Annotated in this window: 22 protein-coding genes; 10 read left to right on the top strand and 12 right to left on the bottom strand. The window is 61.6% G+C overall.

Annotated features, from left to right (window positions below; all coding sequences use genetic code 11):
• Positions 1-36: 36 nt before the first annotated feature.
• From U367_RS0113020 to yegS, 5 genes are all read left to right on the top strand, one after another.
• On the top strand, positions 37-825 hold the full coding sequence (locus U367_RS0113020) for a ParA family protein (protein ID WP_028617310.1): 789 nt from the start codon (positions 37-39) through the stop codon (positions 823-825).
• A complete protein-coding gene (locus tag U367_RS0113015; protein ID WP_028617309.1) occupies positions 825-1,616 on the top strand; it encodes a CheW domain-containing protein in 792 nt (263 codons plus the stop codon). Before U367_RS0113020 ends, U367_RS0113015 begins: the two co-directional genes overlap by 1 nt.
• Before the next feature lie 80 nt (positions 1,617-1,696).
• Positions 1,697-2,179, top strand: a complete 483-nt coding sequence (locus U367_RS0113010; RefSeq protein ID WP_010564003.1) for a chemotaxis protein CheW — start codon at positions 1,697-1,699, stop codon at positions 2,177-2,179.
• Positions 2,180-2,572, top strand: coding sequence for a DUF2802 domain-containing protein (locus U367_RS0113005; RefSeq protein WP_028617308.1), 393 nt, complete (start codon positions 2,180-2,182; stop codon positions 2,570-2,572).
• An 856-nt stretch (positions 2,573-3,428) separates the two neighbouring features.
• Complete coding sequence (gene yegS / locus U367_RS0113000) at positions 3,429-4,349, top strand: lipid kinase YegS (protein WP_028617307.1); 921 nt, start codon at positions 3,429-3,431, stop codon at positions 4,347-4,349.
• Here yegS and U367_RS0112995 read toward each other — a convergent pair.
• From U367_RS0112995 to U367_RS0112985, 3 genes are all read right to left on the bottom strand, one after another.
• The gene (locus tag U367_RS0112995) at positions 4,308-4,967 is read right to left on the bottom strand and encodes a response regulator transcription factor (RefSeq protein ID WP_028617306.1); all 660 of its coding nucleotides are present in this window, start codon (positions 4,965-4,967) and stop codon (positions 4,308-4,310) included. The two genes, yegS and U367_RS0112995, sit on opposite strands and share 42 nt — an antisense overlap.
• Positions 4,964-5,854, bottom strand: coding sequence for a sensor histidine kinase (locus U367_RS0112990; RefSeq protein WP_028617305.1), 891 nt, complete (start codon positions 5,852-5,854; stop codon positions 4,964-4,966). Before U367_RS0112990 ends, U367_RS0112995 begins: the two co-directional genes overlap by 4 nt.
• A 371-nt stretch (positions 5,855-6,225) precedes the next feature.
• Positions 6,226-6,675, bottom strand: coding sequence for a hypothetical protein (locus U367_RS0112985; RefSeq protein WP_028617304.1), 450 nt, complete (start codon positions 6,673-6,675; stop codon positions 6,226-6,228).
• A gap of 540 nt (positions 6,676-7,215) precedes the next feature.
• On the opposite strand from U367_RS0112985, the gene U367_RS0112980 reads away from it, so the two are divergent.
• Positions 7,216-8,151: a chemotaxis protein CheV gene (locus U367_RS0112980; RefSeq protein WP_028617303.1), complete on the top strand. Its 936-nt coding sequence runs from the start codon at positions 7,216-7,218 to the stop codon at positions 8,149-8,151.
• Between the two features lie 39 nt (positions 8,152-8,190).
• Entirely contained in the window at positions 8,191-8,997 is an 807-nt protein-coding gene (locus U367_RS0112975) for an MOSC domain-containing protein (protein WP_028617302.1), read from the top strand.
• A 66-nt stretch (positions 8,998-9,063) separates the two neighbouring features.
• Here the strand turns inward: U367_RS0112975 and ppnP are convergent, their stop codons facing one another.
• The 8 genes from ppnP to U367_RS0112935 form a co-directional block, all read right to left on the bottom strand.
• A complete protein-coding gene (gene ppnP, locus U367_RS0112970) occupies positions 9,064-9,348 on the bottom strand; it encodes a pyrimidine/purine nucleoside phosphorylase (protein WP_010208796.1) in 285 nt (94 codons plus the stop codon).
• Between the two features lie 63 nt (positions 9,349-9,411).
• The gene (locus U367_RS0112965) at positions 9,412-9,954 is read right to left on the bottom strand and encodes an exonuclease domain-containing protein (RefSeq protein ID WP_028617301.1); all 543 of its coding nucleotides are present in this window, start codon (positions 9,952-9,954) and stop codon (positions 9,412-9,414) included.
• A 73-nt stretch (positions 9,955-10,027) separates the two neighbouring features.
• Positions 10,028-11,911: an acetyl/propionyl/methylcrotonyl-CoA carboxylase subunit alpha gene (locus U367_RS0112960; RefSeq protein WP_028617300.1), complete on the bottom strand. Its 1,884-nt coding sequence runs from the start codon at positions 11,909-11,911 to the stop codon at positions 10,028-10,030.
• A gap of 215 nt (positions 11,912-12,126) precedes the next feature.
• Positions 12,127-12,888 (bottom strand): enoyl-CoA hydratase/isomerase family protein, encoded by a 762-nt coding sequence (locus U367_RS0112955; RefSeq protein ID WP_028617299.1) that lies wholly within the window; start codon positions 12,886-12,888, stop codon positions 12,127-12,129.
• Complete coding sequence (gene atuD / locus U367_RS0112950) at positions 12,885-14,042, bottom strand: citronellyl-CoA dehydrogenase (RefSeq protein WP_028617298.1); 1,158 nt, start codon at positions 14,040-14,042, stop codon at positions 12,885-12,887. Before atuD ends, U367_RS0112955 begins: the two co-directional genes overlap by 4 nt.
• 45 nt (positions 14,043-14,087) lie before the next feature.
• Positions 14,088-15,704, bottom strand: a complete 1,617-nt coding sequence (gene atuC / locus U367_RS0112945; protein ID WP_028617297.1) for a geranyl-CoA carboxylase subunit beta — start codon at positions 15,702-15,704, stop codon at positions 14,088-14,090.
• A 3-nt stretch (positions 15,705-15,707) separates the two neighbouring features.
• Positions 15,708-16,580, bottom strand: coding sequence for an SDR family oxidoreductase (locus U367_RS0112940; RefSeq protein ID WP_028617296.1), 873 nt, complete (start codon positions 16,578-16,580; stop codon positions 15,708-15,710).
• A gap of 13 nt (positions 16,581-16,593) precedes the next feature.
• The gene (locus U367_RS0112935; protein ID WP_028617295.1) at positions 16,594-18,372 is read right to left on the bottom strand and encodes an acyclic terpene utilization AtuA family protein; all 1,779 of its coding nucleotides are present in this window, start codon (positions 18,370-18,372) and stop codon (positions 16,594-16,596) included.
• Between the two features lie 153 nt (positions 18,373-18,525).
• On the opposite strand from U367_RS0112935, the gene U367_RS0112930 reads away from it, so the two are divergent.
• Complete coding sequence (locus U367_RS0112930; protein ID WP_028617294.1) at positions 18,526-19,149, top strand: TetR/AcrR family transcriptional regulator; 624 nt, start codon at positions 18,526-18,528, stop codon at positions 19,147-19,149.
• A gap of 94 nt (positions 19,150-19,243) precedes the next feature.
• Complete coding sequence (locus U367_RS0112925; RefSeq protein WP_073860026.1) at positions 19,244-20,032, top strand: substrate-binding periplasmic protein; 789 nt, start codon at positions 19,244-19,246, stop codon at positions 20,030-20,032.
• A 42-nt stretch (positions 20,033-20,074) separates the two neighbouring features.
• On the opposite strand, the gene U367_RS0112920 is transcribed toward U367_RS0112925, so the two are convergent.
• Positions 20,075-20,626, bottom strand: a complete 552-nt coding sequence (locus tag U367_RS0112920; protein WP_005789991.1) for an RNA polymerase factor sigma-70 — start codon at positions 20,624-20,626, stop codon at positions 20,075-20,077.
• A 302-nt stretch (positions 20,627-20,928) separates the two neighbouring features.
• On the opposite strand from U367_RS0112920, the gene U367_RS0112915 reads away from it, so the two are divergent.
• Entirely contained in the window at positions 20,929-21,681 is a 753-nt protein-coding gene (locus U367_RS0112915) for a thioesterase II family protein (protein WP_028617292.1), read from the top strand.
• Positions 21,682-21,683: the final 2 nt, after the last annotated feature.

Raw genomic sequence — 21,683 nt, 5'->3', positions numbered from 1 at the left:
CGGTCGCGCCTGTGCCTGCCGGGAGGAACCAACCGAATGAGAGTCTGGGCAGTTGCCAATCAAAAAGGTGGGGTCGGCAAGACCACCACGTCCATCGCCCTAGCCGGCTTGCTGGCCGAGGCGGGCAAGCGCGTGGTCGTGGTGGACCTGGACCCTCACGGCTCCATGACCAGCTATTTCGGCTACGACCCGGATGCGCTGGAACACAGCAACTACGACCTGTTCCTGCACAAGGGCAGCGTGCCGGCCGATCTGCCGGGGCAACTGCTGCTGCCCACCAGCAACGAAAGTATTTCCCTGCTGCCGTCCAGCACCGCCCTGGCCACCCTTGAGCGCCAGTCGCCGGGGCAGAGCGGGTTGGGCCTGGTGATCGCCAAGACCCTGGCGCAACTCTGGCAGGATTTCGACTACGCAATCATCGACAGCCCGCCGTTGCTCGGCGTGTTGATGGTCAACGCGTTGGCGGCGAGCCAGCAACTGGTGATTCCGGTGCAGACCGAGCACTTGGCCGTCAAAGGCCTGGAGCGCATGGTCAGCACCCTGGCGATGATCAACCGTTCGCGCAAACAAGCGCTGCCGTTCAGCATCGTGCCGACCTTGTTCGACCGCCGCACCCAGGCGTCCCTCGGCACCCTGCGCGTGTTGCGCGATGCCTATCCGGACACCATTTGGAATGGCTACATTCCAGTGGACACGCGCCTGCGTGACGCCAGCCGCGCAGGTCTCGCGCCATCGCAGTTCGACGGTAAGAGCCGTGGCGTACTCGCCTACCGCGCGTTGCTCAAGCACCTGCTGTCGCAGCAGCTTGTGGCGCAGGTGGCGTGATGAACCGTCCTGTCGAACTCAAGACTCGGCCGCAACTGGCGCTGGAATCCTATCTGGATGCCCTGCTGCAGGATGCGACCGCCGAAGAACTGCCGGAACCGATCCTGGTGTTGGAACCGGCTGTTGAACCCGAAGCCGCGCTGGATGAATTCCAGTTGGCGGTGCTAGAAGAACAAGCCCGCGATGCGCAGGTCGTAGTGCCGATCACACCGATAGTGGTGGCGCCTGTGGTGGTTGCTCCTGTTGTGGTCGAGCCGGTGGTGCAAGTGCACCTGCCGCCGAGCATCACACCGCCGCCGGTGACCGGTGATGGCCGCCCGAGCTGGGCTGCCGAACCGTTCGAATGCCTGCTGTTCGACGTCGCCGGGTTGACCCTGGCGGTGCCGCTGGTGTGCCTGGGCTCGATCTATTCGCTGGAGGGCCAGGAGCTGACGCCGTTGTTCGGGCAACCGGAGTGGTTCCTCGGCATTCTGCCCAGCCAGGCCGGCAACCTCAAAGTCCTGGATACCGCGCGCTGGGTCATGCCCGACCGCTACCGCGACGACTTCCGTCAGGGCCTGCAATACGTGATCTCGGTGCAGGGCTACGAGTGGGGGCTGGCGGTGCATCAAGTCAGCCGCTCGTTGCGCCTGGACCCGAACGAAATCAAATGGCGCAGCCACCGGGGCCAACGGCCTTGGCTGGCGGGCACCGTGATCGAACACATGTGCGCGTTGCTCGACGTCGCCGAACTGGCTGAGTTGATCGCCAGCGGTGCCGTCAAATCGATGCCACTGAACAAACACAGTTGATTGAACAATAAGGGCCGCATGCGAATGCGGTCAGCGAAGCACACACGCCGTACTCAACGGCATTTGAAGGGGTCAGGGGTATGAACAAGTCAGCGTCCGCACAAGGTTTGGATGATCCGATCCTGCAATGGGTTACCTTCAAACTGGACAACGAGTCCTATGGCATTAACGTGATGCGCGTGCAGGAAGTGCTGCGCTACACCGAGATCGCCCCGGTGCCGGGTGCGCCGAGCTACGTGCTGGGTATCATCAACCTGCGCGGCAACGTGGTGACAGTGATCGACACCCGCCAGCGTTTTGGCCTGGTGCCGACTGAAGTCAACGACAACACGCGTATCGTCATCATCGAGGCCGACAAGCAAGTGGTCGGGATCATGGTCGACAGCGTGGCCGAAGTGGTTTACCTGCGCCAGTCTGAAGTGGAAACTGCGCCGAACGTGGGTAACGAGGAGTCCGCCAAGTTTATCCAGGGCGTGTGCAACAAGAACGGCGAGCTGCTGATTCTGGTTGAGCTGGACAAGATGATGAGCGAAGAAGAATGGTCGGAACTGGAGAGCATCTGATTGTTCCTTGAGGCCGCGGTGATTGTCCTGGCCTTGTTGTGGGCCGGGACTTTGGCATTTCTGTTGCGCTATGTGCGTCAGCAGCGTGAACTGTTGTTGCAGCAGGCTGAGCGTGATGCTCTGCGTGATCGACGGGTGCTGGAGTTGGTGAAGCGGGTTGATCACTTTCAGCAGAGTGCGGTGAAAGTCGGGGACGAGGTGCATGAGTTGCGCGCGATTCTTGCGCCGTTGCCTGACAAACTGGCGCAGATTGAACAGCGGGATCCTTCGAGTCTTTCGTTTGCACAGGCTGCTAAGCTGGTGGGGATGGGGGCTACGGTGGATGAGCTTACTCAGTCGTGTGGGTTGACTCAGGCTGAGGCGCAACTGATGAGTAAGTTGCATAAGAGTTGATTGAGTACATATCCGTTGCTGCGGTAACGGCTGCTTATGGTTCCGCTCTTACAGCGGATCACTTTTTGAAAAGCGCAAAAAGTAACCAAAAACGCTTCGCCCCAACACTCGGCACCTCGCCTAGGCTCGGTGTGCCCTCACTCCGGCTTTGGAGCGTGGGCCGCCGCGATGGGCCATCCTTGGCCCAGCGCGGCTAACCCGGCGTCCTGCCGGGTTACCCACGCTCCAAAGCCTGCGTTCGGCCAGCGTGTTTAACGGGGCGCCTCAGATCAAGATCAAGAGCGACTCGCTTCGCATCGTGGATACGCGGTCCCTGTAGGAGCCGGCTTGCCGGCGAAAAGCGTGAGAACGCCGCGTTCATCCAGACACCCCGCGTCATCGTTAACGACCATCGCCGGCAAGCCAGCTCCTACAATGAACCGCGTTTGCCTTTGCCTTTGCTTCACACCACTCAAGCCGGCTGTCAGGCCGCTGTGCTCTTGCTTTTGATCTTGATCTTAGGCGCCCCGTCAAACACGCTGGCCGGAATTCGACAGGGATTCGGGGGGTAAACCGGCAGGGATGCCGGTTTAGCCGCCCCGCGCCATGGATGGCGCGTGGCGGCGGCCCCCCGAATCACTGTCGGATTACGGGCATACCGAGCCTAGGCGAGGTACCGAGTGTTGGGGCAAGAGCCTTTTGGTTACTTTTGGGCTCTTTTCAAAAGTGACCCGCCGTAAGGGCGGAACCAATACCCGCCGTTACCCAAAAAACGAATATGTACTCAATCATCCAATTTTTTTCCCATCCAATGGCTTTTTTCTCCCCGCCCAAGGTCCACATCCTCCAAGCACCCTTGAATCAGGAGATTCCCGCAATGACCACCCCCAAAGCCCTGTTGATCCTCCACGGCAAGCAAGCCCTCAACGAGGACGTCCGCACCGCCGTGCAGGCACGGCGCGAGCAGGGCGGCGAGTTGGCAGTGCGGGTCACCTGGGAAGGCGGCGACGCCCAGCGGCTGGTCAACGAAGCCCTGGCCGGCGGCTACACCCATATCATCGCCGGTGGCGGCGACGGCACCCTGCGCGATGTGGCCGAAGCCATGGCCCAGGCCAAGACCGACGCCAGCCTGGTGCTGATGCCCCTGGGCACCGCGAACGATTTCGCCAAGGCCGCTGGCGTGCCGCTGGAGCCCGCCCAGGCCCTGGCGCTGCTGGACGTGCCGCCAAGGGCGATCGACCTCGGTCAGGTCGGGGGGCAGATCTTCCTCAACATGGCGACAGGTGGTTTCGGCAGCCAAGTCACCGCCAACACTTCCGAGGACTTGAAGAAAGTCCTGGGCGGCGCCGCCTACTTGTTCACGGGGTTGACGCGGTTCAGCGAGTTAAAGGCCGCCTACGCCGAGCTGGATGGCCCGGATTTCCATTGGAAAGGCGAGTTGCTCGCCCTGGGCATCGGCAACGGTCGCCAGGCAGGCGGTGGGCATGAACTGTGCCCAGGCGCCATGGCCGATGACGGCCTGCTGGATGTCAGCATCTTGCCCGCCCCTCAGGAGGTGGTCGGCACCTTGCGTGAGTTGATGAGCAATGGCTGGGGCCTCGACACCATGTTTGTGCGGGCGCGCTTGCCATGGGTGAATATCAAGGTCGCGCAAGGTCTGTACATCAACTTGGACGGCGAACCTCTTGAGGGCGATGACCTGCACTTCGAAGCCCTGCCCAAGGCCCTGCGCGTGCACCTGCCGGTGGATTCGCCGTTAGTCGTCCAGGCTGATGATCTGCTCGCGCACCGCAAATAACACCAGGCCCGCCACGTCGAAAATTTGCAAACGCTTCATGATCTGCGAGCGGTGCGCTTCCACGGTCTTGATGCTCAGGCCCAGGCCGTGGGCGATTTCCCGGGTGGACTTGCCGCGCACAATCAACCGCAGAATCTCCAGCTGCCGCGCGGTAAGGTTATGGCTATGGCCGGCCGGGGTGGTGGGGCCCTGGCTGCGCACCAGCGCCTGGTTGATCACCGTGTGGGCAATCGCCGGGCTCAGGTAGCGCTCGTTGTTGCGCAGGGCCAGCAATGCGTGTTCCAGCTCGTTGGCGGTGGTGTCCTTGAGCAGGTAGCCGTGGGCGCCGGATTCCAGCGCGCACATGATCAGTTCCGGGTCGGTGTGCATCGACAGGATCAGCACGCGGCTCTTGGGGTAGGCGCGCTTGAGTTGCTGCAGGGCATCCAGCCCGCCGGTGTGCTTCATCGACAGGTCCAACAGCACGATATCGGGCAGCAGGGCGCTGAACTGCTCCAGCAACTGTATGCCATCGCTGGCCTCACCGACCACCGTGTAGCCGGGAATGTCTTGGACCAGCGCGCGTACGCCGGCCCGGATCAGAGCATGGTCATCCACCAGGAGTAATGTGCAGGTCACTCGATAACCTTAGGGGAACTGGCCCGTTCGAGGGCGCGGGGCGCCCAGGGGAAAAGCGCGTCGATCCGTGTCCCTTTGCCTGGCTGGCTCTTGACGGATAACGAACCGCCAAGCTGATCAATCCGCTCGGACATGCCGGCCATGCCTCGTTGGCCTTCCAGGCCCGGGTTGATGGCCGGCGAAAAACCCTGGCCGTCATCGCAGATACTCAGCGACAGGCCCTCGGGCAGGCGTTGCAGGCGTACCAGCAGATTGCGCGCCTGGGCGTGGCGTAGCATGTTGGTCACCGCTTCCTGGGTGATGCGAAAGGCCGCCACGGCCATTTCTTCGGGGATGCCGGTCAACCGCTGCTGGCATTCCAGGCTCCAGTGAATTGGGGTGTTTTCCAGGGTCTTGAGCAGGTGCGCGCGCAGGCTGGCTTCCAAACCCAGGCTGGCCAGCTGGCGAGGGTTGAGGATGGCGGAGACGTCACGCACCTTGGCCAGGGTTTCATTCAGGGTGTTGCACAGTACTGTGCATTGGCTTTGCAGGTCTTCGGGCAGGCGGCGCTTGAGCCATTCGCTTTGCAGCTTGGCGGCGGTGAGCAGTTGGCCAATATCGTCATGCAATTCGCGGCTGAGGCGGTGGCGTTCGTTTTCCTGCACTTGCAGCAGGCGATCGGCCAGTTCCTGGGGCTGGAACTTGATGGATTTACGCGAGTGCCACTGTTGCAGGCCGACCACCACCAGCGTGGCCAGGTTAAGTACCACCAGCAGCGGCAAGGCGGCGGAGAAACTGTAGGCCCACAGGCTCAGCAGCAGCGAGCCAAGGCACAGGGCGAGGATCAGACGGCGTGCATTGCTGCGGGACGCGGACCTTGCGATGAGTGTCTTGAGGTTGGCGTACATAGCGGATGGAGCCAATGAAGGTTCGCTGCGGGAAGTCCGGTCGCGGCGGCTGACAGGACTCTGTTTGGAATGCGTTATCGAATCGTTTTTATGCATGATGAAGTTGAGTCACTTCGAGTCGGGCATAGTACCACCACTGTTACCGTTGGTCGCCTAGTGCCGTGCCTGGCAAGGGGTATTAACTGCGCAGATGCTCCGGGCGGTATTCCCAGAGTTCATGGAGTGGGGGGGTTATATTATTTTTGTTTGGTTGTATCGTTATTGCGGTTAATGGCTAATTGATATCTTTGTCGGCTCAGTTCAACTCGGTTGGATTAACAGCTTATGTCGTTTTCAGACAACTTCAGGTTTAAATACGACCTGCGATCGACTCAGGACGCGTGATGCATGCGTTGCTGTGGTTTAACACTGAAATCCTTTTGTGGAATATGCAGCGTTACCGTAGCAATCAGCGTGGTCTGCTCCGCTTCATCCAGTGCCAACTGACCTGTCTTTACATCAATCAATTCCAACTGCCAGGCCAGCAACTTGAGGCACTCCTCCAGGGCGTCCAAGGCTTGATCATGCAATTGCAGGGGGCTTTCGGCATTGGCGATCAGGTACTGGATATGCCGTGAAAATTCGCTGATCGCTTGCAGGGCAAGGCAGTCGGCCTTTTCAGCGAGCTTGATCAAGCTGATCTTCATGCAGTCGATGGCGTCACTGTCGTTTCGAATCAAGTGCAGGTGGCTCAGGCACTCTTCCGACTTGACCAGCAGCTTTTCAGCTTCATGCAGGAATTCGGGAAGAGCAAGTTGCCACTCCTTACCGTCGTTCATCATGCAAGTCTCCACAACATAAGGTCGGGTGATGAGATGTCGCACCGGGTGAATGGCTTAAAAGTAGCGATCAAATATGACTGGAATCTGTAGGTTGCTTCCGAGTTTTTAGTAGGGCGTTTATTAGAGTGACGGCGACGGCTCTGCGCGGCCCTCGTAGGCGGGGTCAATTGCGCACCTTCAATTGCCGACATCTGGATGTCTGGAAGGGCCGTGGGCCGAGGGCTTGGGATGGCAAACAAAAGCCTGACTCCATTCATGCATTGAGAATGGCGTCACATTAATGGCTATTAGATATTGCGAATATCAGGTTGGGCCTGATTGTGCATAGGGGAATCCCTTACATAGCGGAACCTTGCATCGAATTGAATGTCGTGCAACGTCGCTGTACCGCTCTGTGGAGAGGCCAGCGCAGTAAACCATGATGTCAGTGTGACATCAATGAATTTACGTGGCATTTTACAAGGGTCAAGGTCTGGCGCTTGCCGCCGATAACAAGCCTTAAGTGAGCAGCACAATCCCTTTGCGCATCAGGAGCTTTTAATGGCTGGCATTCTCGACACGGTAGATCAACGCACGCAGCTGGTGGGTGAGAATCGCCTGGAGATCCTCATGTTCCGCCTGTTCGGGCGTCAGCTGTTCGCGATCAACGTGTTCAAGGTGCAGGAAGTCCTGCAACTGCCCAAGCTGACCTTGATGCCGCAGCGCCATCCTTTCGTCTGCGGCGTGGTCAACCTGCGGGGCCAGACTCTGCCGGTGATCGACCTGTCGCAGGCCATCGGCATGCGCCCGTTGGTGCCGGGCCCTAACAGCACCATTATCGTCACCGAGTACAACCGCTCGGTGCAGGCGTTCCTGGTGGGCGGTGTGGACCGCATCGTCAACATGAACTGGGAAGCTATCCTGCCGCCGCCGACCAGCGCCGGCCGCCAGCATTACCTCACGGCCATCAGCAAGGTCGACGACCAGTTGGTGGAAATCATCGACGTGGAAAAAGTCCTGGCCGAGATCGTGCCGTATAACGCCAAGGTCTCCCGTGAAAAACTCGAAGACCCGGTGCTGGAGCGCGCCCGTGGCCGTGAGGTGCTGCTGGTGGACGACTCCAATGTGGCCCTCTCGCAACTGCGCGACACCCTCGGCCAACTGGGCGTGAAGATGCACATCGCCAGTGACGGCCTCAAGGCGCTGAACATGCTCAAGGCCTGGGCCGACGCCGGCCATGTAATGACCGATAAGCTGCTGATGATCTTCACCGACGCCGAAATGCCCGAGATGGACGGTTACCGCCTCACCACCGAAATCCGCAACGACCCGCGCCTGCGTGGCCTGTATGTAGTGCTGCACACCTCGTTGTCCGGCAGCTTCAACGACTCGATGGTGAAGAAGGTCGGCTGTGACAACTTCCTGTCCAAATTCCAGCCCGACAAGCTGGTCGATGTGGTGCGTCAGCGTCTGATGCTGGACGAAGCGCCCGCTTGACCTTAGGGTGACGGCTTTGCCCCTCAGGAATGCAGGCCCATGCTTCGTCTCAGTGCGTTGTACCGTTACCCCTTGAAGTCCGGCAAGGCCGAAATCCTGCAGCAGGTCGGCCTGGATAAGCTCGGGGTGGACGGGGACCGACGCTGGATGCTGGTGGATGAAGCCAGCGGGCGTTTCCTCACGCAGCGTGCCGTGGCCAAGATGAGTCAGTTGTCGGCGCTGTGGAACAGCAGCGGCGGCCTCACATTGAGTTCTCCGGGCTACGCCGCGCTGGACGTGGCGCTGCCGGGTAGCGACGCCGAATTGCGGGGTGTGACGATCTGGCGTGACACTCTGCGCGTACCGGACGCGGGCGACGCGGCGGCCGCTTGGGTCAGCGACTTCATCGGCAAACCGACGCGCCTGGTGCAAATCCCCGTTGAACGCGCCCGCACCACCCAGGCCGGTTACGGCAAGGACGACGATCAGGTCGCGTTTGCCGACGGTTATCCGCTGCTGGTGATCGGCCAGGCGTCGCTGGACGATCTTTCCCAACGCATCGGCCGCCCCATGGACATGCTGCGCTTTCGTCCCAACCTCGTCATCGAGGGCAGCGCAGCCTTCGCCGAAGACGGCTGGAAACGCCTGCGCATCGGCGACGTGGAGTTCCGTGCGGTCAAGCCGTGCTCGCGCTGCATCCTCACCACCATCGACCCGCAAACCGGCGAGCGCAGCGCCGACCGCGAACCCTTCGCCACGCTGGAGGCTTACCGCAAGACCGAAGACGGTGCGATTTTCGGCCAGAACCTGGTCAACGATGGCATTGGGCGGTTGGAAGTCGGGATGCCGGTGACGATCCTGGAGTAGTTTTCCTCACGCATAAAAAATGCCCGTCGCTTGTGAGACGGGCATTTTTTTGCTTCCGGGAAAGCCTTAGCCGCGGTATTCGCACAGGTAAGCAGTGTCCACGGCGACTTTCAGCTGGAACTTGCTGTTGGCCGGCACGTTGAACTGGCTGCCAGCGGCGAAGGTTTCCCACTCGCTGGCATCCGGCAGTTTGACGGTCAGCGCGCCGGACACCACGTGCATGATTTCACGTTGGGCGGTGCCGAATTCGTATTCGCCGGGGGCCATGACGCCGATGGTCGCCGGACCTTCTGCGGTGCCGAAAGCGATCGACTTGACGGTGCCGTCGAAGTACTCGTTGACTTTAAACATGGGCGATTCCTCGGAAAAGGGTCTGGAAAGGTCGGCCAGTATGCCCAAGGGCAGAGGAGCTGCCTAGACCGGCAAAATCAGCGGCAGCAGGCGCGCCGTATTGCGTGCATCCTCCAGCGCCCGATGTTGCTGGCCATGAAACTGCATCCCCGCCAATTGCAAGGCGCCATTGAGCCCCAGGGGCTTGTCCAGGCGGCGGGCCTTGGCGAAGCGTTGCTTGAGGTTCACATGGGGTGTGGTGGCGAGTGCACTGGCCAGGCCATGGCGTTGCCATTCCAGTTCCAGTTGCTTGCGATCGTAATCGCCCCAGCTGGCCCAGCCTTCCAGGCGCGGCTGATGCTGGCCCAGCCAGCGCTCGAACAGCGGCCACACCTCGGTAATCGGCGCCGCGCTATCGATATTGGCCTGGGTGATGTGGGTCAGTTGACGGCAAAAGGGCGTCAGCAATGGCCGGCGCAGCGGCCGCACAAAGCGCTGGAAGTGGTCCAGCTCGCGGCCCTGGCGGTTGACCAGGCTCGCGCCGATCTCGATGACTTCCATCTCCGTCACGGGCCAGCCGCCTTCATCCGTTGTGGCTTCAAGGTCAATAATCAGCCAATGAGGCATCGTGCAGGTTCCCGTACTCTTCCCTTTCTGTTGGGGATAGAGCGTAGCCCGGCCCTGTAGTTCCGCCTAGGGGCTAGACGATCTCCAGCAGAACCTGACGATTGCGCACCTGATCACCGGCAATCACTTGCACGCCCTTGATCACACCGTCGATACCGGCCGTCAGCGGATGCTCCATTTTCATGGCTTCGAGTACCAGCAGCAATTGGCCTTTGGTCACGCTGTCGCCGACGCTGACCCGCACATCGACGATTGCACCGTCCATCGGCGCCTTGACCGTGCCGCTGCTGGCGTCGGCCTGGCGGCTGGCGACTTGCTGGGTGCGGTTGATCACCTTGAGGCCGGGCAGCCACAACTGATTGGCGTCGAGGTGATAGGCCATGCGGCGCCGGATGCCGTTGAATACCAGGGTGACGTGGCGACCGTCGGTAGTGAGTTGCAGTGGCTCAGCACTGACGGTATGGATGTTCCCGTTGACCTCCAGGCGATAGGTGCAAGGCGCGCTGGCGTTGTTGCGCCATCCCGCCAGGCCTTGGGGGTGCAGGTTGGCACTGTGCTGGTAAAACAGCGCGGCGGCCAGGGCCAGCTGTTCTGTTGATGGCTTCAGGGGCGGGATTTCGCGGAAGTGCTCAGCGATAAACCCGGTACTGAAATCGCCGCCGACAAAGTCCGGATGCTTGAGCAAATCCACCAGCAGCAGCTGGTTGGTCGCGACCCCCAGCAGCACCGTGTCTTCCACTGCCCGGAGCAATTTGCGTCGCGCCTCTTCGCGGGTGGCGCCATGGGCGATGATCTTGCCCAGCATCGGGTCGTAGAACGGGCTGATGCGTTGGCCTTCCATAACGCCATGGTCGATACGCACGCCAGTGGCTGGGTCCCAGCGCAACACATCGCCGGTTTGCGGCAGGAAGCCTTGGGTCGGGTCTTCCGCGTACAAGCGCACTTCCATGGCGTGGCCGCTGAGGGTGACGTCGGCCTGCGTCAACGGCAGCGGTTGGCCGGCGGCGATCTGCAGTTGCCAGTCCACCAGGTCGAGGCCGGTGATCAGTTCGGTCACCGGGTGTTCCACTTGCAGGCGCGTGTTCATTTCCAGGAAGTAGAACCGACCGTGGCGGTCGAGCAGGAACTCCACGGTGCCGGCGCCGACGTAGTTCACCGCACGTCCGGCCTTCAAAGCAGCTTCGCCCATGGCTTGGCGCAGCTCGGGCGTCATGACAGGGCAGGGGGCTTCTTCGATGACTTTCTGGTGGCGGCGCTGGATCGAGCAGTCGCGCTCACCGAGGTAAATGAGGTGGCCGTGGCTGTCGCCGAACAGCTGGATTTCGACGTGGCGCGGGTCGATCAGGGCGTGTTCGAGGATCAGTTCGTCGCTGCCGAAGGCGTTTTTGGCTTCCGAGCGGGCGGTGTGCAGGTTGTCCAGCAGGTCTTTCGATTGGTGTACGAGGCGCATGCCGCGACCGCCGCCGCCGGCGCTGGCCTTGATCATCAGGGGGTAGCCGATGCGGTCGGCTTCCTGTTGCAGGGTGGTGTCGTCCTGGGCGCTGCCTTGGTAGCCGGCGATGCAGGGGACGCCGGCTTCGAGCATGGCGAGTTTGGACAGTCGTTTGCTGCCCATCAGTTCGATGGCTTCAACGCTGGGGCCGATGAAGGTGAGGCCGGCGTGTTGGCAGGCGCGGGCGAAGTCGGGGTTTTCGGAGAGGAAGCCGTAGCCGGGGTGGATGGCGTCGGCGCCTGTTCGTTTGGCGGCGTTGAGGATGGCTTCGATGTTGAGGTATGACTGGTGGACGGGGGCAGGGCCGATGTGGACGGCTTCGTCGGCCATTTGCACATGCAGGGCCTGAGCGTCGGCGTCGCTGTAGATGGCCACAGTGCGATAGCCCAAGGCCTGGGCGGTGCGTTGGATGCGGCAGGCGATTTCGCCGCGGTTGGCGATCAGGATTTTTGTTAGCTGCGGCATTGCTGCGGTCCTCGGGTACATATCCATTTCTGCGGTAACGGCTGCTGGCGGTTCCGCTCTTACAGCGGGTTACCCACGGATTCAAGCCTGCGTTCGGCCAGCGTGTTTGACGGGGCGCCCAAGATCAAAATCAAAAGCGCGGCGGCCTTAGAGCCGACCGGTTTGTACGTGCCGTACTCGGTCCAAATGTGGGAGCGGGCTTGCCCGCGAAGGCGTCATCTGCACCACTTCGGTTTCCGCTTCTGCACAAACGCCTGCGTCCCCTCAATCCCTTCCTCACTCCTCACGGCCTCGGCAAACCACTGCGCTCCTCGATCCAGTACTGCCTCAAGCGGTTCATCCACACTCGCGAGCAGCAGCGCTTTGGTCCGTGCATTGGCGCCTGGCGCACACTTCAGTACCTGGCTCAACACTGCATCCAATCGTTCTGCCAGCGCCTGCGGATCGCGCTCGGTAAAGTGCACGACCCCCAGTCGCTCGGCCTCTACGCCATCAAAGCGCGCGGCGGTCAGTGCCAAGCGGCGTGCCTGGGTCAGGCCAATTCGCTTGACCACAAACGGGGCAATCTGCGCCGGCAACAAGCCCAGGCTGGTTTCCGGCAGGCCGAATTGCGCTTGGTGATCGGCGATGGCGATATCGCTCACGCACGCCAGGCCAAAACCGCCGCCCAGCACCGCGCCTTGCAGCACCACGATCACCACTTGCGGCACGGCTTCCACTGCCTGCAGCAAGGTGCCAAACGCCCGGTTCAGCGCCTGGAGTTGATTGCCCGCCGTGACCAGGTCTTTCACGTCCGCCCCGGCGCAAAAGTGCCCGCCCGCGCCGCTGATCACCACGGCCCGCGTCTGGCTGTCCAGCTGCGCCAGCACGCTGCGCAGTTCATTGACCATTTCCAGGCTCATCGCATTGCGGCATTCCGGGCGGTTTAGGGTGATGTGCAGCACACCGTTGTGCGGTTCGAGCAGCAGGGTGTTCATGATTTTTTCCCCGGCAAGGTGCCCATCAGTTTGCAGATGATGCCCAGCATGATTTCGTCGGCGCCGCCGCCGATCGACACCAGGCGCACATCGCGATAGGCGCGGGCCACGGGGTTGTCCCACATGAAGCCCATGCCGCCCCAGTATTGCAGGCAACTGTCGCTGACTTCGCGGCCCAGGCGCCCGGCCTTGAGCTTGGCCATGGAGGCCAGGCGGGTCACGTCCTGGCCTTTGATGTATTGCTCGGTGGCCTGGTAGACCAACGCGCGCAGGCATTCGATTTCGGTGGCGAGTTCGGCCAGGCGAAAGTGGATCACCTGGTTGTCGATCAGCGCCTTGCCGAAGGTCTGGCGCTCTTTGCAGTATTCGATGGTGCTGTCGATACAGTGCTCCAGGCCCTTGATCATGTTGGCCGCGCCAAACAGGCGTTCTTCTTGGAATTGCAGCATCTGCATCATGAACCCCGCGCCTTCGTGGCCGATGCGGTTACGTTGGGGCACGCGCACGCCGTCGAAGAACACCTGGGCAGTCTCGGAGCTGTGCATGCCGAGCTTTTCCAGGGGCGGGCTGACGCTGATGCCGGGGGCGTTCATCGGCACCATGATCAGCGATTTGTTGATGTGCGGTTTGTCGTCGGAGGTGTTGGCCAGCAGGCAGATGAAGTCGGCGCTGGGCGAGTTGGTGATCCACATTTTGCTGCCGTTGATCACGTAGTCGTCACCGTCTTTGCGCGCGTGGGTCTTGAGCCCGGCCACGTCGGAGCCGGCGCCGGTTTCCGAGACGCCAATGCAGCCGACCTGCTCGCCGCTGATCGCCGGGCGCAGGAATTCGTCGCGCAGTTCATCGCTGCCGAAGCGGGCGAGGGCGGGGGTGCACATGTCGGTCTGCACGCCGATGGACATGGGGATGCCGCCACAGCGGATGGTGCCGAACTCTTCGGCGGCGACGATGGAGTAGCTGTAGTCCAGGCCCATTCCACCGAATTGCTCCGGCTTGGAAATGCCCAGCAGGCCGAGGTCGCCGGCCTTGCGGAAGATCTCGTGGATGGGAAAGCGCCCGGCCTTTTCCCATTCGTCCACATGGGGGTTGATCTCGCGGTCGACGAAGGCGCGGACGGTGCGGCGCAATTCCTGGTGTTCCTGGGTAAAGATCATTTTTATTGTTCTCCTTATCGCGACGCGGAGCGTCTCGGGCGAAATTTAGAGGCGTGCTACACCGAAGGTATTGGCTTGCAACTCACGCACCTCGGCCTCATGGCAGATATCCAGCAGAAAGCCCAGCAAGGTTCGCGTATCCCGTGGATCAATCAGTCCGTCATCCCATAGGTTCGCGCTGCCGTAGAGCGCAGTGGACTGGCTGTCGAGCTTCTGCGCGGTGACCTGTTCCAGCATGTCCAGCACCTTGGGGTCCGGCACCAGGCCCTCTTTCAATTGCTTGGCCTCGGTGACAATGCGCAGCACCTTGCCCGCCTGCGCGCCGCCCATCACCGCCGTGCGGCTGTTGGGCCAGGCGAAAATGAAGCGCGGGTCGAGCCCACGGCCGCACATCGCATAGTTGCCGGCGCCATAAGAACCGCCCACCACTATCGTCAGTTTAGGCACCTGTGCATTGGCCACAGCCTGGATCATCTTCGCGCCGTGCTTGATCACCCCTTGCTGCTCCGACTCGGTGCCGACCATGAAACCGGTGGTGTTGTGCAGGAACAGCAACGGCGTGCGGCTCTGGTCGCACAGCTGGATAAATTGCGCGGCCTTGCTCGCGCCCTTGGGTGTGATCGGGCCGTTGTTGCCGATCACACCGACGGCGCGGCCCTGGATGTGCAGGTGGCCGCAGACGGTGTGAGCATCGAACTCGACTTTGAATTCGAGGAAGTGCGAGCCGTCGGCCAGGCGCGCGAGGATTTCGCGGACGTCGTAGGGTTTTTTCGGGTCGTCGGGGATCAGGCCCAGCAGTTCTTCAATGGGGTACAGCGGTTCCTTATAGGGACGTTTGGGCACTGCGGGCAGGCGATCATTCCAGGGCAACAGGCCGACGATCTCCCGTGCGATCCGCACGCCATCAGCGTCGTTTTCCGCCAGGTATTCGGCGGTGCCGGCGATTTGCGCGTGCATCTCGGCGCCCCCGAGTTCTTCATCCGTCGCTACTTCACCCGTTGCGGCTTTGAGCAGCGGCGGTCCGGCGAGGAACAGCTTGGCCCGCCCGCGCACAACCACCACGTAATCCGACAGCCCAGGCTGATAGGCGCCGCCGGCCGTGGCCGAGCCGTGTACCACAGTGATCTGCGGCAAGCCCATGGCCGACATGCGTGCCTGGTTGGCAAAGCTGCGCGCGCCCTCCACGAAAATCTCTGCGGCGTAGTTGAGGTTGGCGCCGCCGCTTTCGGCCAGGGTCACCACCGGCAGTTTGTTCTCCATGGCGATCTGTTGCAGGCGCAGGGACTTCTTCAGGCCGGTGGGGGAAATGGTGCCGCCCTTGATCGCGCTGTTATTGGCCACCACCAGCATGCGCACGCCGCTGACGTAGCCGATGCCGGCGATCAACCCACCGCCGGCGGCGCTGCCGTCCTTGTCATCGTGCAGCTTGTAGCCGGCCAGGCTGGCCAGTTCCAGGAACGGCGCGCCGGGGTCCAGCAGCAGGTTGAGGCGCTCGCGGGGCAGTAGTTGGCCGCGTTTGTCGAACTTGGGCTTGGCTTCCTGAGCCTTGGCGAGCAGGTTGGATTCCAACTGATGAAGTTGGGCGATGGTCGCGAGCATGGCCGCGCGGTTTTGCGCGAACTGGGCGCTGTGGGCGTCGATCAGGGATTCAATCACCGGCATGGTTTATTTCTCCGCCTTGAGCACATCCGGCAGGTAGGCACGATGAAAGCCATTGAAGGGCTCGTTCGGTGCCTGCGCCTTGTGCAACGGCCAGGCGCGGCTGCCCAGGCTGGCCGCGCCGTCGATGCGCAAGGTGCTGCCGCTGATAAACGCGGCGGCGGGGCTGAGCAGGAACACGATGGCCGCGCTGACTTCCGATTCGGTGCCGATACGCTTGAGCGGCACGTGTTCGCGCAACGTCGGGATCACCGCCTTGAACGCGCCTTCATAGGTGTCCATGCCGCTGGAGGCGATCCAGCCCGGCGCAACGGCGTTGACCCTTACCCCGGCGTAGCCCCATTCGAAGGCGGCGGTCTTGGTGAAGTTGTCCATGCCGGCGCGCGCGGCACCCGAGTGACCCATGCCGGGCATGCCACCCCACATGTCCGCGAGCATGTTGACGATGGCGCCGCCGTGTTTGCTCATGGATTGGTTGAACACTTCGCGGGCCATCAGGAAGCCGCCGACGAGGTTGGTGCGGACTACGGTTTCAAAGCCTTTCTGGTTGATTGAAGCCAGCGGTGACGGGTATTGCCCTCCGGCGTTGTTAACCAGGCCGTGGATCGGGCCGTACTGTTGAATGAGGTGGCTGACCAGTGTGGTGACGCTGATTTCGTCGCGAATATCGCAAGCGCCCCACTGCGCAACGCCGCCATCTTCGGCAATTTCCGCCGCGACCCTCTCCAACTTTTCCGGCTTGCGCCCCACCAGGATCACCTGGGCACCCAGGGCCGCCAGTTCATGGGCGGTACAGCGGCCAATGCCACTGCCGCCGCCGGTAACAATCACGGTGTGACCCTGGAACAGGTCGGCTTTGAAGATCGAGTCGAAGGCCACGGCAACGCTCCTGTTATTTGAGAAAATCTGCGATCTGTTGCGGCACGGCGATAGGGATTTCCAGCAGTTGCTGGGCGAAGGCCTTGCCCTGCGGGTCGATGCGCAGGCTGGCGATACCGCCGCCGCCCAGGGCGTTTTCCAGCAGGAAGTTGAGGCTGTGGCTGCCGGGCAAATACCAGCGCTCGACGCGACCGTGCACGGGGTCCAACACGTGGCCCATCCAGTCGACGATCACTTCCGGGGTCAGCGCTTCGGCGATCCACGGCAAGTACTCGGGATCGCGGGCGATCACGCCGATATTGCTGTGGTTGCCCTTGTCGCCGGAGCGCGCCACGGCCAGTTTCACCAGCGGTACGCTGGCGTCGGCGCGGCCTTGTGGCTTGGGTGGGTCAATCGGTGCTTCGGGCAGGGCGGGGGCGTCGGCAACCGGCAGGGTGCAGGCGTGGCGTTCCCCTTGAAAGTCGATCAGCAGCTCGCAGGCGGATTTATCGATCAGAAATGAAAACAGCCGGATCAACGGGTACACGGTCGGTCGTCCGCCGACGATGCCGGTCAGGCCCGGCGCCATGCCAGTGGCGGCTTGGGCAATCTCACGGGCGAACAGCACCAGCGCCTGTTTATTCGGGTGACGCACCGCCAGTTTCACCACCACTTCACGGCAGTCCTGGCGCCTTGCGTGAGTGCCATAGGTCGCTTCACTGCCGAGCAGTTCGATATTCACCTCGGTGTACGGCGCCCAGCCGCGTTGGCTGAACAGCTCCGAGGTCTTGTCGATGATTGCCTGGCTGACCCGCTCGGCCTTGGCCACCGCCTCGATTCCGGCGATCAGGCAACTGGCGGTGCAGCGGAAACCGTCCGGGTAGGTCGCGCTGACCTTGTACTGATCAGTGGGCGGCAACCCCTTGGCGCCGTGCAGGCGCACGCAGTTTTTGCCCTGCTGCTGCAATTTGACCTGGCTGAAGTCGCAGATCACATCCGGCAGCAGATAGGCGCGCGGGTCGCCGATTTCATATAGCAACTGTTCGGCGACGCTGAGTTCGCTGATCAACCCACCGGTGCCGTCGACCTTACTGACGGTGAATTGGCCGTCGGCGCTGACTTCAACGATGGGAAAACCGATGTGTGCGTAGTCCGGCACGTCGCGCCAATCGGTGAAATTACCGCCGGTGCACTGCGCGCCGCATTCGATGATATGCCCGGCCAATGCGGCCTGGGCGAGGCGGTCGTAGTCCTGCCAGGACCAGTCGAACTCATGCACCAGCGCCGCGCTGACCACGGCGCTGTCGACCCCGCGGCCGGTGATGACGACATCCGCGCCCAGAGCCAGTGCTTGGGTGATGCCCGGTGCGCCGAGGTAAGCATTGGCGGACACGCACACGGGCGGCAAGGGTGTGCCGTTGAACATGTCCGTAATGCCGTGCAGTGGCTTGAGCTGGGGAAGCAGGTCATCGCCCAACAGCACGGCGATTTTGAGTTCGACACCGGCTTTGTCGCACGCCGCTTGCAGGGCGGCGGCACAGGCTTGTGGATGGATGCCGCCAGCATTGCTGATCACGCGAATGCCCTGGCGTTGGATATCCGCCAGCAACGGCGTGAGCACGTCGACAAAATCCGTGGCGTAGCCCGCTTGGGGATCCTTCATGCGCGCGCCAGCGAGGATCGACATCGTGACTTCCGCCAAGTAGTCGAACACCAGGTAATCCAGCGTGCCGCCGTTCACTAGCTGGGCGGCGGCGGTGCAGGTGTCGCCCCAGAAGGCGCTGGCACAGCCGATACGAACCGTCTTGCTCATGAGAAATCCTTCCTCGAATGGCTGTGGGTGAGACTACCAAGCAAGCGCTTGGTTTGTAAACTCCAGTCACAAGTTTTAGCCAAGCGCTTGCTTGGGTGGCCGCCACGGCCTAAATTGCCGGCCAAGACGTCCGTGGAAGTAGAGGAGAGAGGCATGGATGAGCATAAAGCCCAGCGGGTGATGCGCACCATGGTCGACGGCGGCCAATTGACCGACCCCGACAGCGCCCGGGGCAAGCTGCTGCAGACGGCGGCCCACTTGTTTCGCAACAAAGGCTTCGAGCGCACGACCGTGCGTGACCTGGCCAGTGCTGTGGGCATTCAGTCCGGCAGTATCTTTCACCACTTCAAGAGCAAGGACGAGATCCTGCGTGCAGTGATGGAAGAAACCATCCACTACAACACCGCGATGATGCGCGCGTCCCTTGAGGAAACCACCAACGTACGCGAGCGGGTGCTGGCGCTGATCCGCTGCGAATTGCAGTCGATCATGGGCGGCAGCGGCGAGGCGATGGCGGTGCTGGTGTACGAATGGCGCTCGTTGTCGGCCGACGGCCAGGCCCAGGTGCTGGCCCTGCGTGACGTGTATGAGGCGCTGTGGCTGCAGGTGCTGGGCGAGGCCAAGGACGCCGGTTACATCAAGGGCGATGTATTTATCACCCGACGTTTTCTGACCGGGGCGTTGTCGTGGACGACCACCTGGTTCCGCGCAGAAGGCAGCATGACCCTCGAACAGTTGGCTGAAGAAGCCCTGCTGATGGTTTTGAAGACCGATTGAAGTGCAAGCTATTAATTTGCCGGTAGAAAGTTGTCTCGCCAGACAAAAACGCCTAGCTTATTGCCATTAGTGTTTTTGAACGGTGTGTGCCTTGATGTTTTCGCCATGGCGGCTGGCTGCAGGACTTACCTTTTGGGCACTGGGCACCGCGTGGTGGATGCCAGCCTCGGCTGCGCAGTTGGTGCGCATCGGTGCGGCGCACTTTCCACCCTACACCGTGCGCCCGGAGCAGGGCGCAGACACCGGGTTGCTGCCACAACTGGTCGAGGCCCTGAACGCCTCGCAGACCGACTACCAATTTGTGTTGGTGCCCACCTCTATCCCTCGACGCTTCCGCGATTTCGAGCAGGGCCGAGTCGATATGGCGATCTTCGAAAACCCCGCCTGGGGCTGGCAGAAGATTTCCCACACGACAGTCGACATGGGCCTGGAAGACGCCGAAATCTTCGTCGCCCAGCGTGAGCCCGGCCGTGATCAGGCTTACTTCGCTGACTTGAACGGCAAACGCCTGGCGGTATTCAGCGGTTATCACTACGCCTTCGCCAACTTCAACCCCGACCCCAAGTACATGGCCGAGCACTTCAATGCCACGTTGACCTACTCCCATGACAGCAACCTGTTGATGGTCGCGCGCGGGCGTGCCGACATCGCCCTGGTGACGCGTTCGTACTTGAGTGACTTCATGGTGCGCAACGCGGATATGGCCGGGCAGTTCCTGGTGTCGGAACGCATTGACCAGGTCTATCACCACTTCGCCTTGTTGCGCCCGAAAGCGCCGATTACGGGGGAAGCGTTTGCCGCGCTGCTCAAGCGTTTGCGCGATGATGGCGAGATGCTGAAGATTTTCGAGCCGTATCGTATCGATGTGACAGCGGTGCCCTGAGTGTGGGAGCGGGCTTGCTCCCACATTTCCTACAGCGGTCTGTCAAACCCGCCGCGCAAACGTATCGCTATGGCTCCCCGACACCTTGCGGCAGTGCACCAGCGCATCCCGGATCATGAAGTTCACCAGGGTCGGCGACACGCCGAGTTCCTTGGCGATGTCCTTTTGCGGCACGCCGTGCAAACGGTACATCTCGAACGCGTAGCGCGTGCGTTGCGGCAGCTCCGTCAGGGCGTCGGCGATGTTTTCCAGGGTGTTGAAGTTGATGTGCGAGGTTTCCGGTGAAGCGCCGTGAATAACCACATTCAAGCCTTCCTCTTCCGTCCCGGAGTATTTGAGCTCCAGGGCCTGCTTGCGGTAGTGATCGATGGCCAGGTTGCGCACGATCTGGAACAGATAACTCAATTGAGCCTTGAACGATGACGTGATCGTCGGTGCCGACTGCAGCCGGAAGTAGGCGTCCTGCACTACGTCTTCGGCACGGGAGCGGCAGCCGGTAATGCGTGCCGCGATCTTCACCAGAATCAGCCGATTATCGACGAATGCCTGGAGAAGCGGTGAGTCGCACCTGCCTGTGGATACTTGTTCCGTCATGGAAATCACCTTGTCGCAAAAGAGGTTAGGGGAGGGCGTCCTTGCTGAGGCCTCCTACACATCGGGCAACAAATTATGCTGAATGATAATGATTGTCAAATGAGAAGGCGAACTAATCTTATGCTTTCTTGTTAGGTGTGAACCACGTCTCTCTCGTACCCGGCGACTAATTATTTGCCGGTGCCGTCCGTTCTTCTGGGTGACAGGTCCGTTAGCAATACGGCCAAGGATCAGCACCCGCAGGAGGGCGAAATGGGTTTCTATCGTGCATACAGCGTGTTTCAGTTTGGAGTCGTCACTCGATGAGTACGCCGACCCGACTGCGCCTGTTCTGCCTGCCCTATTCGGGCGCCAGCGCCATGGTTTACGCGCGCTGGCGCCGGGCCTTGCCTGAATGGTTGCAGGTGTGTCCGCTGGAATTGCCAGGGCGTGGCGTGCGCATGGACGAGCCCTTGCAGCGCGATATCAAGTCCTTGGCGGCCCAGCTCGCGGACGAAATCAGCCACGACTTGAGCGGCCCCTACGCCTTGTTCGGTCACAGCCTCGGCGGCCTGCTCGCCTTCGAATTGGCGCATGCGTTGCGTGCGCGCAACGTGCCGCCGCCGCTGGCCCTGTTCGCTTCCGGAACGGCCGGGCCGGCGCGTCGCGACGTCAGCGAGTACGCCATCGAAAAGACCGATGAACAACTGATCGCCCGTCTGCGCGAACTGCAGGGCACCGCTGAAGAGGCCTTGGCCAACCCCGAGTTGATGCAGTTGATGCTGCCGATCCTGCGCGCCGATTTCCTGTTGTGCGGCAGCTTCACCTACGGCGAGCGCGCACCGCTGGGCATGCCGATCCACGTGTTCGGCGGCAAGCAGGACAGCGTGCGCGCCGACCAGTTGCTCGACTGGCAGCTCGACGCCGCCAGCGGCTTTTCTCTGGACATGTTCGACGGCCACCACTTCTTCCTCATGCAACACGAAAGCGCCGTGCTGCGCTGCATGCGGCGCTACGCCGACGAACACCTGGCCCGCTGGCGCAATGGCGCGGCACGGTCACTCGCCGTCGGCTGAAC

The sequence above is a fragment of the Pseudomonas canadensis genome, from assembly GCF_000503215.1.
In the GTDB taxonomy this organism is placed as follows: Bacteria; Pseudomonadota; Gammaproteobacteria; order Pseudomonadales; family Pseudomonadaceae; genus Aquipseudomonas; species Aquipseudomonas canadensis.
Note: the sequence above shows the minus strand (reverse complement) of the source record. Positions and strands in the feature narration are given on the sequence as shown.